Source organism: Campylobacter sp. JMF_14 EL1, from assembly GCF_027737585.1.
GTDB lineage: Bacteria > Campylobacterota > Campylobacteria > Campylobacterales > Campylobacteraceae > Campylobacter_B.
This window is the reverse complement of the sequence record NZ_JAOVTW010000006.1, coordinates 53,511-66,447: the sequence shown is the minus strand read 5'-3', so window position 1 is coordinate 66,447 and position 12,937 is coordinate 53,511. Positions and strand designations below refer to the sequence as shown.

Below are 12,937 nucleotides of genomic sequence, written 5' to 3'. Positions count from 1 at the left end.
TTAAATTTAGCCTTGCTAAATTTCAAAAAATGTTAAAAGGTATCGCTTTATCGCTGTTTTCTTCTATCGGGTTTGCGAGCATTTATTATATGTCGGTTTTCATGCAGCCTCTTGGCGGGCAGGAGTTGCTGGGATACCGCATGCTAGTAACATTTCCGATAGTAGCGCTGTTTTTGGTGCTAGGCGGCAAAAAAACAGAGATGAAAAAGCTTCTTGTCCGTCTGATAAAAAAGCCCTTTTTGCTCATAATTTTACTTGCGACTTCCGCTACAATGGGAATTCAGATGTGGCTGTATCTGTGGGCGCCAAGTAACGGCTACGCACTGCAAGTCTCAATCGGATACCTCATAATGCCAATTTCCATGGTGATTTTTGGCAATCTTGTTTTTGGCGAGAAAATTTCGCGACTAAAAGCTCTGTGTGTGGGCTTTGCGGTGATTGGAGTGTTTTCAAAAATCCTAATCGGAGGCGCGCCGTCGTGGCATAGCGCGATTGTTTTTATTGGATTTCCGCTGTATTTTTGCCTAAGGCGGTATTTCAGGTTAGAAGGGGCTAGCAGTTTCGCCCTAGAAATCGCGCTTTTGTTGCCGTTTTGTTTGTGGTTTGTAAGTAGCACCGACCTTGGCGCGGTCGCGGTGCAAAATCCAAACATTTACACGCTTTTATCGGTGCTAGCCCTATTAAGCGCGACTGCGCTTTTAGCTCAAATTTTATCAAGCGCATTAATTCCGATAAATTTCTTTGGGCTATTAATCTATGTCGAGCCACTTTTGATGTTAGGCGTTTCGCTACTTTTAGGCGAAAAAATCGAGCCTGATTCGTATATTTTGATGATTTGCCTATTTATGGCTATTTGCTTTTTGGTGGCTGATACGATTATCTCTATAAAACGCGCAAAAAGGGCTAAATTTTACATTAAGGCAAAATAACTGTAAAATGGCGCAAAAATTTAATCAAGGAAGTAGATGAAAAGAGTTCTTAGTGTTCAAGATATTTCGTGCGTGGGTAAGGTCTCGCTTAGCGCTGCTTTGCCAGTGATTAGCGCAATGGGGCTTAGTGTTAGCGTTTTGCCTACGGCGGTGCTTTCTATGCATACTGGATTTAGCGGTTTTACATTTCGCGATCTTACCAAAGATTTGCGCCCTATAATGTCGCATTGGCACGAGCAGGGGGTGGAATTTGACGGAATTTATACTGGATTTTTGGGCTCGCAAGAACAAATCGCGCTTATTAGCGAACTTTTTATGGAATTTGGCGGAAGCGGAAAGACGATATTGGTCGATCCGTGTATGGGCGATAATGGCGAATTTTACCCCGGATTTGATAATGACTTTGCCCGTATGATGGCGCTTTTGTGCGCTAGTGCTGATGTGATTACGCCAAATATCACGGAAGCTTGCGCAATGGTTGGGGTGAAATACCGAGAAAAGGCCGAGAGGGAATTTATCTTTGATTTGCTCGAAGGACTAAAAGATTTAGGCGCGTCAAAGGTGATTTTAAAGGGGATTAATTACATAAGCGAGCAGTGTGGTGTGTTTAGCTACGACGCCAAAGACGGGCGTGTGAGCGAGTATTTCCACGAGCTACTACCTGTGAAATACAACGGCACGGGCGATATTTTTGCCTCGGTTGCATTTGGTGCGTTAATGCGTGGCAAATCCCTCCAAACCGCAATCCGCATAGCTGCTGATTTCGTCGTAAGCGCGATGAAAGAGACTATGAGCGATAGCGAGTGGAGGCGCAGCGACGGAGTGAAATTCGAGCTTGTAATTCCTGAGCTTGTAAGGAAAATTTAAAGGCTAAATTTTAAAATTTCGGCTTTGAAATTTATTTTTAAAAATTAAATGCATAAATTTATACTATTTTAAGTGGTTGCTAAATTTGAAAAAGATATAATCTTCAATCACTATTTTTTGGGAGAATACAATGAGAACAATCCAAGCAAGTGAAATCTCTAAAACAGTTGCAGAGCTTTGCAAAAAAGCCTGTTATGTAGTAACGCCAGATATGAGAAAAGCGTTTGAAAAAGCAAAAGAGACTGAGGTTTCTTCAATCGGTAAAGAAATCCTTGGCAAATTGCTTCAAAATGCTGATCTAGCAGAAAAAGGCGTAGCTCCAATCTGCCAAGACACAGGTATGACGGTAGTTTTCGTAGAACTTGGTCAAGATGTGCATATCGAGGGCGGATATATCGAGGACGCTATCAACGAGGGCGTTAAAAACGGCTATGTTGATAACTACCTAAGAAAATCAGTTGTAGCTGAGCCACTATTTGAGCGCAAAAACACCACAAATAACACTCCTGCTGTTATTAACATGCGCATAGTCCCAGGCGAAAAACTAAAAATCACAGTTGCTCCAAAAGGCTTTGGTAGCGAGAATAAATCTGTGCTAAAAATGCTTGTTCCAGCTGACGGCGTAGAGGGTGTGAAAAAAGTATTCCTTGAAGCTGTAAAATATGCTGGTCCAAACTCATGCCCTCCAATGGTTCTTGGCGTAGGAATCGGTGGCACAATGGACAAAGCAGCGCTTCTTGCAAAACAAGCAGCTGTTCGCTCAGTAGATAGCAGAAACAAAGACGAAAGATACGCAAAACTAGAAGATGAGCTATTAGAGCTTGCTCGCCAAACAGGCGTTGGCCCACAAGGTCTAGGCGGTCTAAACACTGCTGTTAAAGTAAATGTAGAGTGGTATCCAACTCACATCGCAGGTCTTCCAGTAGCTATTAATGTCAATTGCCACGCAGCACGCCACGCAAGTGCTGAACTTTAAGGAGATAATTATGTCAGAAGTAAAAAGAATAACAGCTCCATTTGATAAAGATGTAGTAAAAAGCCTAAAAGCTGGTGATAATGTCCTAATCACAGGCACAATCATCGCAGCACGCGACGCTGCTCACAAGGCTTTGACTGAGACTTTGGCTCGTGGCGAGAAACTGCCTGTAAATTTAGCTGGCGAGACTATTTATTATCTTGGCCCAACACCTGCAAAACCAGGTCAAGCAGTAGGCGCAGCAGGTCCTACTACAAGCGGTCGTATGGATAAATACACCCCAACAATGATTAACGAAGTGGGTATCAACGGCATGATCGGTAAGGGTTATAGAAGCGATGCGGTAGTCGATGCTATGAAAAAATCAGGTTGTGTTTATATGGTAGCTATCGGCGGAGCTGGCGCGCTAATTAGCCAAAGTATCAAAAAATACGAGGTTCTAGCTTACCCTGAGCTTGGCCCAGAGGCTGTGGCAAGACTAACAGTCGAGGATTTCCCAGCGATTGTCGCAATTGATTGTGAGGGAAACAACTTCTACGAAGTCGGTCAAGCACCATACAGAAAAATCTAATCTTTCTAGGGCAAATTTGCCCTAGAATTTTAAAATTTAACCCTAAAATTTAAATCTTAAATTTATCACTCTTACGCCTAGCATAACAGCCGCAAAAATCACCAAATATTCGGCACTGCTGAATAAAAATGTATTTTTGTTTTCTAATCCAAAACCAGTTTTAAAAAACAGATATTCGTAAAAATGCAGATCCGCAAACGAATAAATTCCAAAAGCCAAAAGAGGCAAAAATAGGCAAAATTTTAAAATTTTACTAAATTTCACGCTAAGCAAATTTGCAAAAATTCTAAAATTTAGCCCCAAATGTGCAGCGCTGAGTAAAAATAGCGCGTGCGTGGCAAACATGTGGATATTTTTGGCCGCATCCGAGCCAAAGCCAAAATCAATAAACGAAAAAATATGCTCGCTAAGAAAAATCGCACTTATTAGCGTTGCGAAAAATGAGGATAAAAGGGCGAAATTTAGGGCGTTTCGCACCTTAAATTTGGCTAAGTATTTACGAGGCGAAAAGGCATGAAAAAGGGCGAAAAAGATTAAGATTAAGCCCAAAATTTCATGCGCTATCTCGCCAAATTTTTTGTAATTCATGCACAAAACTAGGGCAAAAATCGCGCCCCAGTAAAATGATTTTTTATTAAATTTCATTGTAAAATTTATTTTGAAATCTCATCAAACCACGCTTTTAGCTCGGTTTTGGCTTTCTCTCTTTGATTTTGCGCCACGCTTCCATACAGGCTAAAATAGCCTAAAACCTTTGCTTTTGTCGCTTTTTCGACCGAGCCGATTGTCCTATCTAAGCCACTTCCTTCGTGAGTGTTAAAGACGAAAATCGGTAAATTTCCGAAATTTTGCCCCTCTAAAAATGTGAAAACGCCCATTGGCAAATCGCCCCACCAAGTAGGAAAGCCCAAAAACACGGCGTTAAAATCGGCTAGATTTTTATCAAACGGCTTAATCTCTGGTCTTGCTTTTTGTTTTTGTTCGCTTTTTGCGAAGTCGATTGCGGCTTGATACTCTTTGGCATAGGGCGGTAGAGTTTCGATTTTAAAGAGTTCGCCACCGCTAAATTCCGCCAAATACTCAGCCAAAATTTCAGTATTTCCCTTCTCGATATAGCCCACCTGATAATTCTCATCTGCGCGCGAAAAATACGCGATTAGCACCTTTTTACCGCTCATATTAAATCCTTGTGAAACCTTCGTGTCAGCGGCATTTCCCGCACAGCCAAAGAAAAATAAAAGAAAAAAAAGTAGGATTTTTTTCATACTTGCCCCTTAGTTAAAATTTCAAAAATTATATAAAAAAAGCGAAAATTTCGTTAGAAAAATTCTCTAAATTCATTGCCTGATTCTGCAAAATTTGCCCGAATTTAAAATTCGGCGCAGTATCACGGGCTTGCGTAAGCAAAATTTAAAATTTATCTATATGTATCGCAGCGTTTTAGCCAGCCGGCCAGCCAGCGCGCTTCATCGCGGTTTGCGGGCGCGTTAGCCACTCTGCGCTTTAAGAGAGATTTCGCGCACCTGCGAAATTCGCTCATTGCCTCTTTTTGCGCGCTCATGCACTCCAAAACCTGCATTAATCCCCAGCCCTCGCCCGCGTATCGCTCACTCTCTTTTATGCCCTCGCCTTTGAAATTGACATAATCAATGAGCGCGTAAAGCCCATTTGGCGAGCTTGCGACGCGGTAAAACTGCGATTTGATATGCTCTTTTTTATTGCTTAAATTTTGCATTTTTTCTAGGGAGTTTTGAAGTCTTTCATAGATAAATTCTACCTGCAAATTTTTGGTTTGATACAAAAAGTTTTCTAGCTCTATCAAATCCGCGTCGCCTGATTTTTTTAGCACATCAAGCGCGGTTTTGCTCTGCCAAGGCGCGTGAGAGTGCAGGCGCAGTATTTTTGGAAGTTTAACGCCGCGAATTTTATAAAATTTCACTAAATTTGGAAAGCTCTCTTCGAATTTATCTTTTTCGTCTTTTTTATACCAGATGAAGTGTCCGATCCCCAAGGACGGGAAATTCTCGCCACTATTCCAGTGGATTAAATTTGACTTTTTCGCCCCTGTTTCGTTGGCGTAAATTTTCTCTGCCACGCTGGATAAATCCGCGCCAAACGCTCCCACGCACAAAAACGCCAAAAGGCTAAATTTCGCTAAATTTCGCATAAATTTATTGCTTTTTCACGCCGTGCAAAAAGATTTTAATGCGGTCTTTTATGAAATTTTCTTTGTCTAAATTTGGCTCTTCGCCGAAAAATATAAGGCGGTTGAAGTGTGGCTCGCGAAGCAAAAAGCAAAAATAGCGCGCCAAATACTCAGGATCTGCGCTATCAAACTCATCAATATGCGCCCTAAAATAATTGCTCAGCCCCGCTGGAAATGCAAGCGTGCTGGTATCTAAGAAGATTTTGGAGACATTTTTTAGCATGGAACCGAAGGTTTTTGAGGTTCCAAGCAGGATATTTTTTAGAAATTTTTGATTTTCGGCACTATAAATAAAGTCGAAATAAATCGGAGCAAATTCGCTCAAATACTCCTGTGGCGCGAGGTTTTCGTCTAAGCTAAGCAGATTATCTAGCTTTTTATCAAGCCTTTGGGTGTGAAATTCGACCACATGCAAAAACAAATTTTCCTTGCTTTCGAAATATTTGTAAATCGAGGCAAGCGAGCCACCGCTGATAGCGACGATATCATTTAGGCTGACGTTGTCATATCCTCGCTGTAAAAATAGCTCTGTGGCCACCTCGAAAATCTTTTCTATGCGAATTTGCGATTTATAATACCTTGATTTTTGTGCCATTAATCCTTCCTATCAATAAATTTTTGTTGCGGATAGACAAACACACTCTCGCGTGTAATGCTGATTTTTTCATCATCAACCGCGTAAGCTTTGATGATTAGCGGTAAAACGACATTATCGTGCTCGTTTTCTAGGCTCAAATTTGCCTTGCTTGTAAGCGAGACTATGATTTTTGCCTTTTTGCCAGGGCTTACTTTCACAGGCTCGTCTGGGCGAGAAATGCTGATATTTTCGTTATCTACGCTAAAAAAGAAGCTGTGCGGTTCGCTGTGGGTGTTTTCGAATAAAAATGTATAGCTGTTTTTGACGATTTTTTCGCCGTTATCGTCGAAATCGATTTTATAGAGCTGGGTGTTGCGATTGATGTTTAAAAGCATGCTCTCTTTGGTGCCACTCATCACCACTAGCCCGATTAGCGCAGCGGCTAGCACGCCGATATAGCCAATCGTGCGAAATCGCATAAATTTAACCTTGCTTTGCGATTTTTGCGCATTTAGGCTCGTCCAGTTGATAAGTGGAGCTTTGCCAAGCTTGCTCATTACATTTGAGCACGCATCGGCGCATTCTAGGCAGTTTATGCACTCTAACTGCATGCCTTTGCGGATATCGATATGTGTCGGACAGATCCTCACGCATGCCTGACAGCCGGTGCAATCTCCGCTAGCAGGCTTGTTTGAGATTAAATTTTTATGCTCGTCATAAACTGCGCCACCTCTGATATCATCGTAAATCACGCCCAAAGAATCTTCGTCAAGCATGGTTGATTGAATCCTTGCGTAAGGGCAGATGAAAACGCAGAAATTCTCGCCCAAAAATGTGATATCAAATGTCAAAAACGCCGCAAATCCTAACACTATGCCAAAGAGAAGTTTATGCTCGCCAGCCTCGCTAAGATAGGCAAAAAAGCTTTGCGGTGGCACGAAAAACCAGAGCAAATTTGAGGCTGCAATCAGCGCAACAATAGAAAAAAGCGCAACCGCGATAACGCCCTTTGCGCCAGCTTTTTCACCCTTTTGTTTGTTTGTGATAGAGCCGTGAATTTTAAGAATTTTAGTGCAGATTAAATCTCTATAAATCACGCGAAAAATCGTTTGCGGACAGGCCCAGCCACACCACACGCGCCCGCCAAGCGTGGTTAGGAAAAATATCGAAATGAAAAAGAATATTATCAAAAATGGCATTAAGAAAAATTCTTGCGTCGAGAAGGTGTTGAAAAAAAGGTGGATTTCTTTTTTTTCAAAACTGATTAAAAATAGGTGTTTGCCGCCTATTTGAAGCCACGGCATGATGAAAAGCCACAGCGAAGCGATAGTGTAAAAAAAGTAGCGCTTCTGCCTGAATTTCGAGATTTTACTCTCCATGAAATGTCCTTTTTGTATAAATGCACGATTTTACTCTTAAAAGATTAATTACATATTAAAATTATAGAATTTGGATATTTTTTCACGAAAAAAATCTGAATTTGTCTTTGAAATTTGATATTTAAAGCCCATTTTTAGGCAAATTTCGCCATAATACCCAGTTTTAAAATTTCAACGCGGATAAGGCGAATTATGAGAGAGGTTTCTATAAGCGAAGCGTCCGAAATTTTGGGTGTTTCAAAAGAGGCGATTTACAATAGAATCAGGCGAAATTCTATTCGCACGACAGAGATTAATGGCGTAAAATATGTCGTTTTGGAAGACGAAAATGATGAAATTTCAAATTCTAACGCGCAAGGAGCTAGCGCAAAAGTGCGCCCCTCAAAACCTGCCCCGCAAAATTCGAACCAAAATTTTATTGATTATTTAATCAAAGAAATCGCCGAGCTAAAAGAACAAATCCAAACCTTACAAAGCGACAAAGATAGGCTCCACCGCGAAAAAGAGGAAATTTTAATCTCATCAAAAGAAGAAATCAAGCTCATGTATAAAGAGCGAGATGAAAAGCTTGGGTATTTTCTCTCATTTTTCGAAAAACCACTAATCGGCGAGAGTGCGCGCGAAAAAAAGCCATACGATGTCGAGGTAAAAGAGCAAATTTTCGATGAAAACGAGTGGTTAAGCCTAGCGAAATTTATTAAAAGCCTAGATTTAGGGCGCAAAAAACGGATGAAAGCCCAAAGTTTAATCATCGAAAATATCGGCGCAAACGAGCTAATCAGGGTCATTGGCGATGAGCTTTTGGTGCATAAAAGTTTAGATATCAAAAATTTAAAAGGAAAAAAATGAAAATTAGAAAAATTGCAAGTTATGCGATTGTAGGCGGTTTTGGACTGATTTTATCTGGCGCTTTGGCAGGCTGTGAGCGCGAAAATACAGGCTCGGAGCTTCGTATCCAAGAGGGCGCGCTAGTTAGAATCGAGGAAGTAGCGCCCGGAAAATATAAAATTTTAGAGGAATTTCCTAGCGAAAAAACGCAAATTATCTTAAAAAGCTTGGACGGAAGCGAGAGAATTTTAAGCGAGGCTGAGACAAACGCACTTTTGGCTGAGGAAAACGCCAAAATAGAGGCTGGCGCTTCAAATTTAACCAATCAAAACGCCGAAATTTCGAGCGGCGGATACAGCCTTGGCGAGGCGATTTTAGCAAGCGCAGCAGGCGCAATCATCGGCTCATGGATAGGCTCGAAACTCTTTGGCTCACCAGCGTATCAAGCGCACAGACAAACAGCCTTTAAAAACCCTAGCGCGTATTCAAGGAGCGTAAATAGCTTCAAGGAGGCTAAGGCAAACAATGCCAAAGCAAAAAGTGGCAAAAGCGGGTTTTTCGGCTCAAAATCAAGCGGAACAAGCGCGCCCACGAAAAGTGGCGGTAGTGCATTTGGTGGCTAAATTTACCCGCAAATTCAGGCTAAATTTTAAAATTCAAGGAAATAGATGAAACTCAAAAAACTAACCCCACTAAGCAATGAATTTTTAGAAAAACTTGGCTTTTCGTGGCACACTGACGCGGATTTATCAGCATACATAGCAGATGAGGTCGTAAGCGTGAGCGCAGAGGAGGCAAACGCCTACTACGAGGTGGCAAACGAGCTGTATGATATGTTTATCGCAGCGGCGCAGTATGTGATAGATAATGACCTTTTCCACGAGCTTGGAATTCCCTTTAATCTAGTAGAAATTATCAAAATGAGCTGGGAAAATGATGTGCATTGGCACCTTTATGGCAGGTTTGATTTCGCAGGTGGATTAGACGGCGAGCCGATAAAACTGCTCGAATTCAACGCCGATACGCCAACGGCTGTGTTTGAAACAGCGATTATCCAGTGGGCGCTACTTAAAGAAAACGGACTTGATGAAATGGCGCAGTTTAACGAGCTTTTCGCCGCGATTAGCGATAATTTCAAACGCCTTGTAGTTTTGGGCGGAGAGTTGGAGGAATTTGATAAATTTTACGAGGGGTGGAAAATTTTGTTTAGCTCGGTCGCTGGAAGCGATGAGGACGAGAAAACAATTAGGCTTTTGCAAACAGCTGCCGATGAAGCGGGCTTTAAGACAGCCTTCGCATACGCACACGAGGTCGAGTTTGATGATGAGAAGGGGGTATTTTTTGGTGGCGAAAACTACGAGTATTGGTGCAAACTAATCCCGTGGGAGGCGATTGCTATCGAGGAGGGCGAGCTAGCCTTGATATTAAAAAACATAATGAAAAACCAAAAGGCAATTATCCTAAACCCCGCATACACGCTACTTTTCCAAAGCAAGGGAATAATGAAAATTTTATGGGATTTATACCCAAATCACCCGCTTTTGCTAGAAAGCGCGTGCGAGCCACTAATCGGCAAAAAAATGGTCAAAAAGCCGTTTTTTGGGCGCGAGGGGGCAAATGTGAGTATTTTTGACGAAGACGGTAAAAAAATCAAAGAAAATGGTGGCGAATACGCAAATCAAAATTTCTTATACCAAGAATTTGCAAATCTAAACACTGATAAAAACGGCGCAAAATACCAAGCTGGGGTGTTTTACGCCTTTGAAGGCTGTGCGCTTGGATTTAGGAAGGGCGCAGATATCATCGACAATTATTCTAAATTTGTCGGTCACTACATCGAAAGGGTGGAGTAATGAAACCAAAAATTGTTTTACTTGACGCTGATACACTAGGAAGCGACGCAAATTTCAGCGAATTTGAGGCCTTGGGCGAGCTTGTAACATACCCGAAAACCAAGCCAGAGCAGACAATCGAGCGTTTGGCGGGTGCTGATATTGTCATTACAAACAAGGTTTTAATCACAAAAGAGGTGCTTGAAAAGACAAATTTAAAGCTAATTTGCGTAAGCGCAACCGGCACGAACAATATCGACTCCGAAGCGGCCGCAGCGCACGGCGTGCCTGTGAAAAATGTCGCTGGGTATTCGACCAAAAGCGTATCGCAACAAGCCTTTGCTACGCTTCTAGCGCTTTTAAACGATGTGAGATACTATGCCGAATACGGCGAGAAAAAATGGTGCGAGAGCGAAATTTTCACGCATTTAAATGCGCCAATTGATCAAATTTCTGACAAGAATTTTGGCATAATCGGCCTTGGCGAAATCGGTCGCGAGGTAGGGCGCATAGCAAAAGCCTTTGGCGCAAATGTCTGCTACTACTCTACGAGCGGGGCGCACGATGACGCTGAGTTTAAAAGGGTGGATTTAGATACTATGCTTAAAGAGTGCGATATCATCTCGGTTCATGCGCCATTAAACGAAAAAACAAAAGGGCTAATCGGCAAAGATGAAATCGCTAAAATGAAAAAGGGTGCTGTGTTTATGAACTTTGGTCGTGGCGGAATCGCCGATGAGAGTGCATTGGCATGGGCTATCGATGAAATGGGACTTCGCGTGGGTCTTGATGTGGTCGAAAAAGAGCCGATTAATGCTGATAATCCGCTTCTTGGCGTGAAAAACAAGGCAAATCTAATCCTTACTCCGCACATTGCGTGGGCGAGCGTGGAAGCGCGCAAATTGTTGATTTCTAAAATTGCAGGAAATATCAAAGAATTTTTAAATGCGTAAATTTAAAGGGCAATTTGCCCTTTAAATTTTAAAATTTTGTAAAATTTGTAAAGTCTAAATTTAACTATTTTAAAACCCTTTTTAAAATTTAAAAAAGGGTTTTAAATTTAAATCTACGCTTCTAGTATTGCGCCACTGCTGGCGTTGGTTACTAGTTTTTGGTATTGGCGAAGCCATTTGCCCTCTACTTTTTTGCCCTCGTATTTCCATGCGGCACGGCGAGCGGCGATTTCTGTGTCGCTTAGACGGACATTAATGCTGAAATTATCCACATCGATATCGATTATATCGCCATCTTTGAGTAGCCCTATCATGCCACCTTCTGCTGCTTCTGGGCTTACATGGCCGATACTTAGCCCTCTTGTAGCGCCACTAAAACGCCCGTCTGTGATGAGCGCGACATCTGCGCCAAGGCCACGGCCCACGATTAGGCTAGTTGGGCTTAGCATTTCTTGCATGCCAGGACCGCCTCTTGGGCCCTCGTAGCGGATGACGACTACATTTCCTTTTTGCACTTTTCCGCCAGAAATACCCTCAATTGCCTCGTCTTGGCTGTTAAAGCAAATCGCCTTACCGCTAAATTTGCGCTCGCCGATGATTCCAGCGGCTTTTATAACACAGCCTTGCTCGGCCAAATTTCCAAACAAAATCGCTAGACCGCCACGCTTAGAATACGCGTTTGCTACGGTGTGGATTATGTTTTCGTCCTTGATATCGTCGTTTTGGATACGCTCGCCTAGGCTTTCGCCACTGATTGTGAGTGAATTTAAATCAAGCAAAGAGCTATCAAATTTGCTTATTTCCTTCATTATAGCACCTAGCCCGCCTGCTTTTTGCACATCTTGCATATGAACTCCTGGTAGGCTTGGGCTTACTTTGGCTATGTGAGGCACACTGCGCGAAATTTCGTTTAATTCCGCGATATTAAGCGGTGCGCCTGCTTCGCGCGAGATTGCGAGCATGTGCAAAATCGTATTTGAGCTACCGCCCATTGCCATATCCATAACCATGGCGTTGCGGATCGATTTTTCGTTGATTAAATTTCGGATTTTAAATCTCTCATCGAGCGCAATTTCGCAAATTCTTCTAGCAGCTGCGCGCAACAGTTCCTCGCGCTCAGGCGTAAGGGCTAGGATAGTTCCGTTGCCTTTAAGTGCGATTCCAAGAGCTTCGCATAGGGTATTCATTGAGTTTGCAGTAAACATACCAGAGCAACTTCCCCCACCAGGACATGCCGCGCACTCGATAGCTTTTAACTGCTCTTCGTTAATCTTGCCAGTCTCATACGCGCCAACAGCCTCAAATGCGGTATTTAAATCGATTTGTTCGCCACCTAGCCCCTTGCCAGCAGCCATTGGACCACCACTAGCAAAAATCGTAGGCACATTTACTCTCAAAGCTCCCATTATCATACCGGGCACGATTTTATCGCAGTTTGGTATGCAAAACAGGGCGTCGAGTTTGTGAGCGTTCATCACGGTTTCTATCGAATTTGCGATGATTTCGCGACTTGGTAGCGAGTAGAGCATTCCGCTATGCCCCATTGCGATACCATCATCAACGCCGATTGTATTAAATTCAAACGGCACACAGCCATTTTTACGAATTTCGTCTTTTACGATTTTGGCATATTCGTTTAGATAAAAATGCCCCGGAATACACTCGATAAAGCTATTTGCCACGCCGATAAACGGCTTATCAAAGTCCTCGTCCTTTAATCCTGTCGCGCGAAAAAGTGAGCGGTGCGGTGTGCGTGTGTAGCCCTTTTTAACGATATCGCTTCTCATAAAAATCCTTTGAAATGAAATTTGGTGATTTT

General features: G+C 42.5%; 14 protein-coding genes. 8 read left to right on the top strand and 6 right to left on the bottom strand.

The features are described from left to right. Positions 1-29: 29 nt before the first annotated feature. The 4 genes from rarD (at position 30) to OFN73_RS07315 (ending at position 3,343) form a co-directional block, all read left to right on the top strand. Positions 30-929 carry an EamA family transporter RarD gene (gene rarD / locus OFN73_RS07330; RefSeq protein WP_270862877.1) on the top strand — a complete coding sequence of 300 codons (900 nt, stop codon included), beginning with the start codon at positions 30-32 and terminating at the stop codon, positions 927-929. A gap of 36 nt (positions 930-965) precedes the next feature. Then, positions 966-1,796, top strand: coding sequence for a pyridoxamine kinase (locus OFN73_RS07325; RefSeq protein WP_270862876.1), 831 nt, complete (start codon positions 966-968; stop codon positions 1,794-1,796). A gap of 130 nt (positions 1,797-1,926) precedes the next feature. Beyond that, complete coding sequence (locus OFN73_RS07320) at positions 1,927-2,772, top strand: fumarate hydratase (protein ID WP_270862875.1); 846 nt, start codon at positions 1,927-1,929, stop codon at positions 2,770-2,772. Between the two features lie 10 nt (positions 2,773-2,782). Next, positions 2,783-3,343, top strand: coding sequence for a Fe-S-containing hydro-lyase (locus tag OFN73_RS07315; protein WP_270862874.1), 561 nt, complete (start codon positions 2,783-2,785; stop codon positions 3,341-3,343). Between the two features lie 42 nt (positions 3,344-3,385). Here the strand turns inward: OFN73_RS07315 and OFN73_RS07310 are convergent, their stop codons facing one another. The 5 genes from OFN73_RS07310 to ccoG all read right to left on the bottom strand — a co-directional run bounded on the left by OFN73_RS07310 (position 3,386) and on the right by ccoG (position 7,505). Beyond that, positions 3,386-3,988 carry a DUF4405 domain-containing protein gene (locus OFN73_RS07310; RefSeq protein WP_270862873.1) on the bottom strand — a complete coding sequence of 201 codons (603 nt, stop codon included), beginning with the start codon at positions 3,986-3,988 and terminating at the stop codon, positions 3,386-3,388. Positions 3,989-3,996: 8 nt separating this feature from the next. After that, a complete protein-coding gene (locus tag OFN73_RS07305) occupies positions 3,997-4,608 on the bottom strand; it encodes a flavodoxin (RefSeq protein WP_270862872.1) in 612 nt (203 codons plus the stop codon). A gap of 152 nt (positions 4,609-4,760) precedes the next feature. Next, positions 4,761-5,510 carry a hypothetical protein gene (locus OFN73_RS07300; RefSeq protein ID WP_270862871.1) on the bottom strand — a complete coding sequence of 250 codons (750 nt, stop codon included), beginning with the start codon at positions 5,508-5,510 and terminating at the stop codon, positions 4,761-4,763. 4 nt (positions 5,511-5,514) lie between these two features. Then, positions 5,515-6,144, bottom strand: coding sequence for a TetR/AcrR family transcriptional regulator (locus tag OFN73_RS07295; RefSeq protein WP_270862870.1), 630 nt, complete (start codon positions 6,142-6,144; stop codon positions 5,515-5,517). Continuing rightward, positions 6,144-7,505, bottom strand: a complete 1,362-nt coding sequence (gene ccoG / locus OFN73_RS07290) for a cytochrome c oxidase accessory protein CcoG (protein ID WP_270862869.1) — start codon at positions 7,503-7,505, stop codon at positions 6,144-6,146. Before ccoG ends, OFN73_RS07295 begins: the two co-directional genes overlap by 1 nt. 192 nt (positions 7,506-7,697) lie before the next feature. Between ccoG and OFN73_RS07285 the strand changes: the two genes are divergently transcribed. Genes OFN73_RS07285 through OFN73_RS07270 form a run of 4 tightly spaced genes read left to right on the top strand, consistent with a single transcriptional unit; the run spans position 7,698 to position 11,118 of the window. After that, on the top strand, positions 7,698-8,354 hold the full coding sequence (locus OFN73_RS07285; protein ID WP_270862868.1) for a DNA-binding protein: 657 nt from the start codon (positions 7,698-7,700) through the stop codon (positions 8,352-8,354). Then, positions 8,351-8,956 (top strand): UPF0323 family lipoprotein, encoded by a 606-nt coding sequence (locus OFN73_RS07280; RefSeq protein ID WP_270862867.1) that lies wholly within the window; start codon positions 8,351-8,353, stop codon positions 8,954-8,956. The genes OFN73_RS07285 and OFN73_RS07280 overlap by 4 nt, the downstream gene beginning before the upstream one ends. 45 nt (positions 8,957-9,001) lie before the next feature. Continuing rightward, positions 9,002-10,186, top strand: a complete 1,185-nt coding sequence (locus tag OFN73_RS07275; RefSeq protein ID WP_270862866.1) for a glutathionylspermidine synthase family protein — start codon at positions 9,002-9,004, stop codon at positions 10,184-10,186. Continuing rightward, positions 10,186-11,118 carry a D-2-hydroxyacid dehydrogenase gene (locus OFN73_RS07270; protein ID WP_270862865.1) on the top strand — a complete coding sequence of 311 codons (933 nt, stop codon included), beginning with the start codon at positions 10,186-10,188 and terminating at the stop codon, positions 11,116-11,118. The genes OFN73_RS07275 and OFN73_RS07270 overlap by 1 nt, the downstream gene beginning before the upstream one ends. 113 nt (positions 11,119-11,231) lie before the next feature. Here OFN73_RS07270 and ilvD read toward each other — a convergent pair whose 3' ends face one another. Beyond that, on the bottom strand, positions 11,232-12,905 hold the full coding sequence (gene ilvD / locus OFN73_RS07265) for a dihydroxy-acid dehydratase (RefSeq protein ID WP_270862864.1): 1,674 nt from the start codon (positions 12,903-12,905) through the stop codon (positions 11,232-11,234). Between the last annotated feature and the right edge of the window lie 32 nt (positions 12,906-12,937).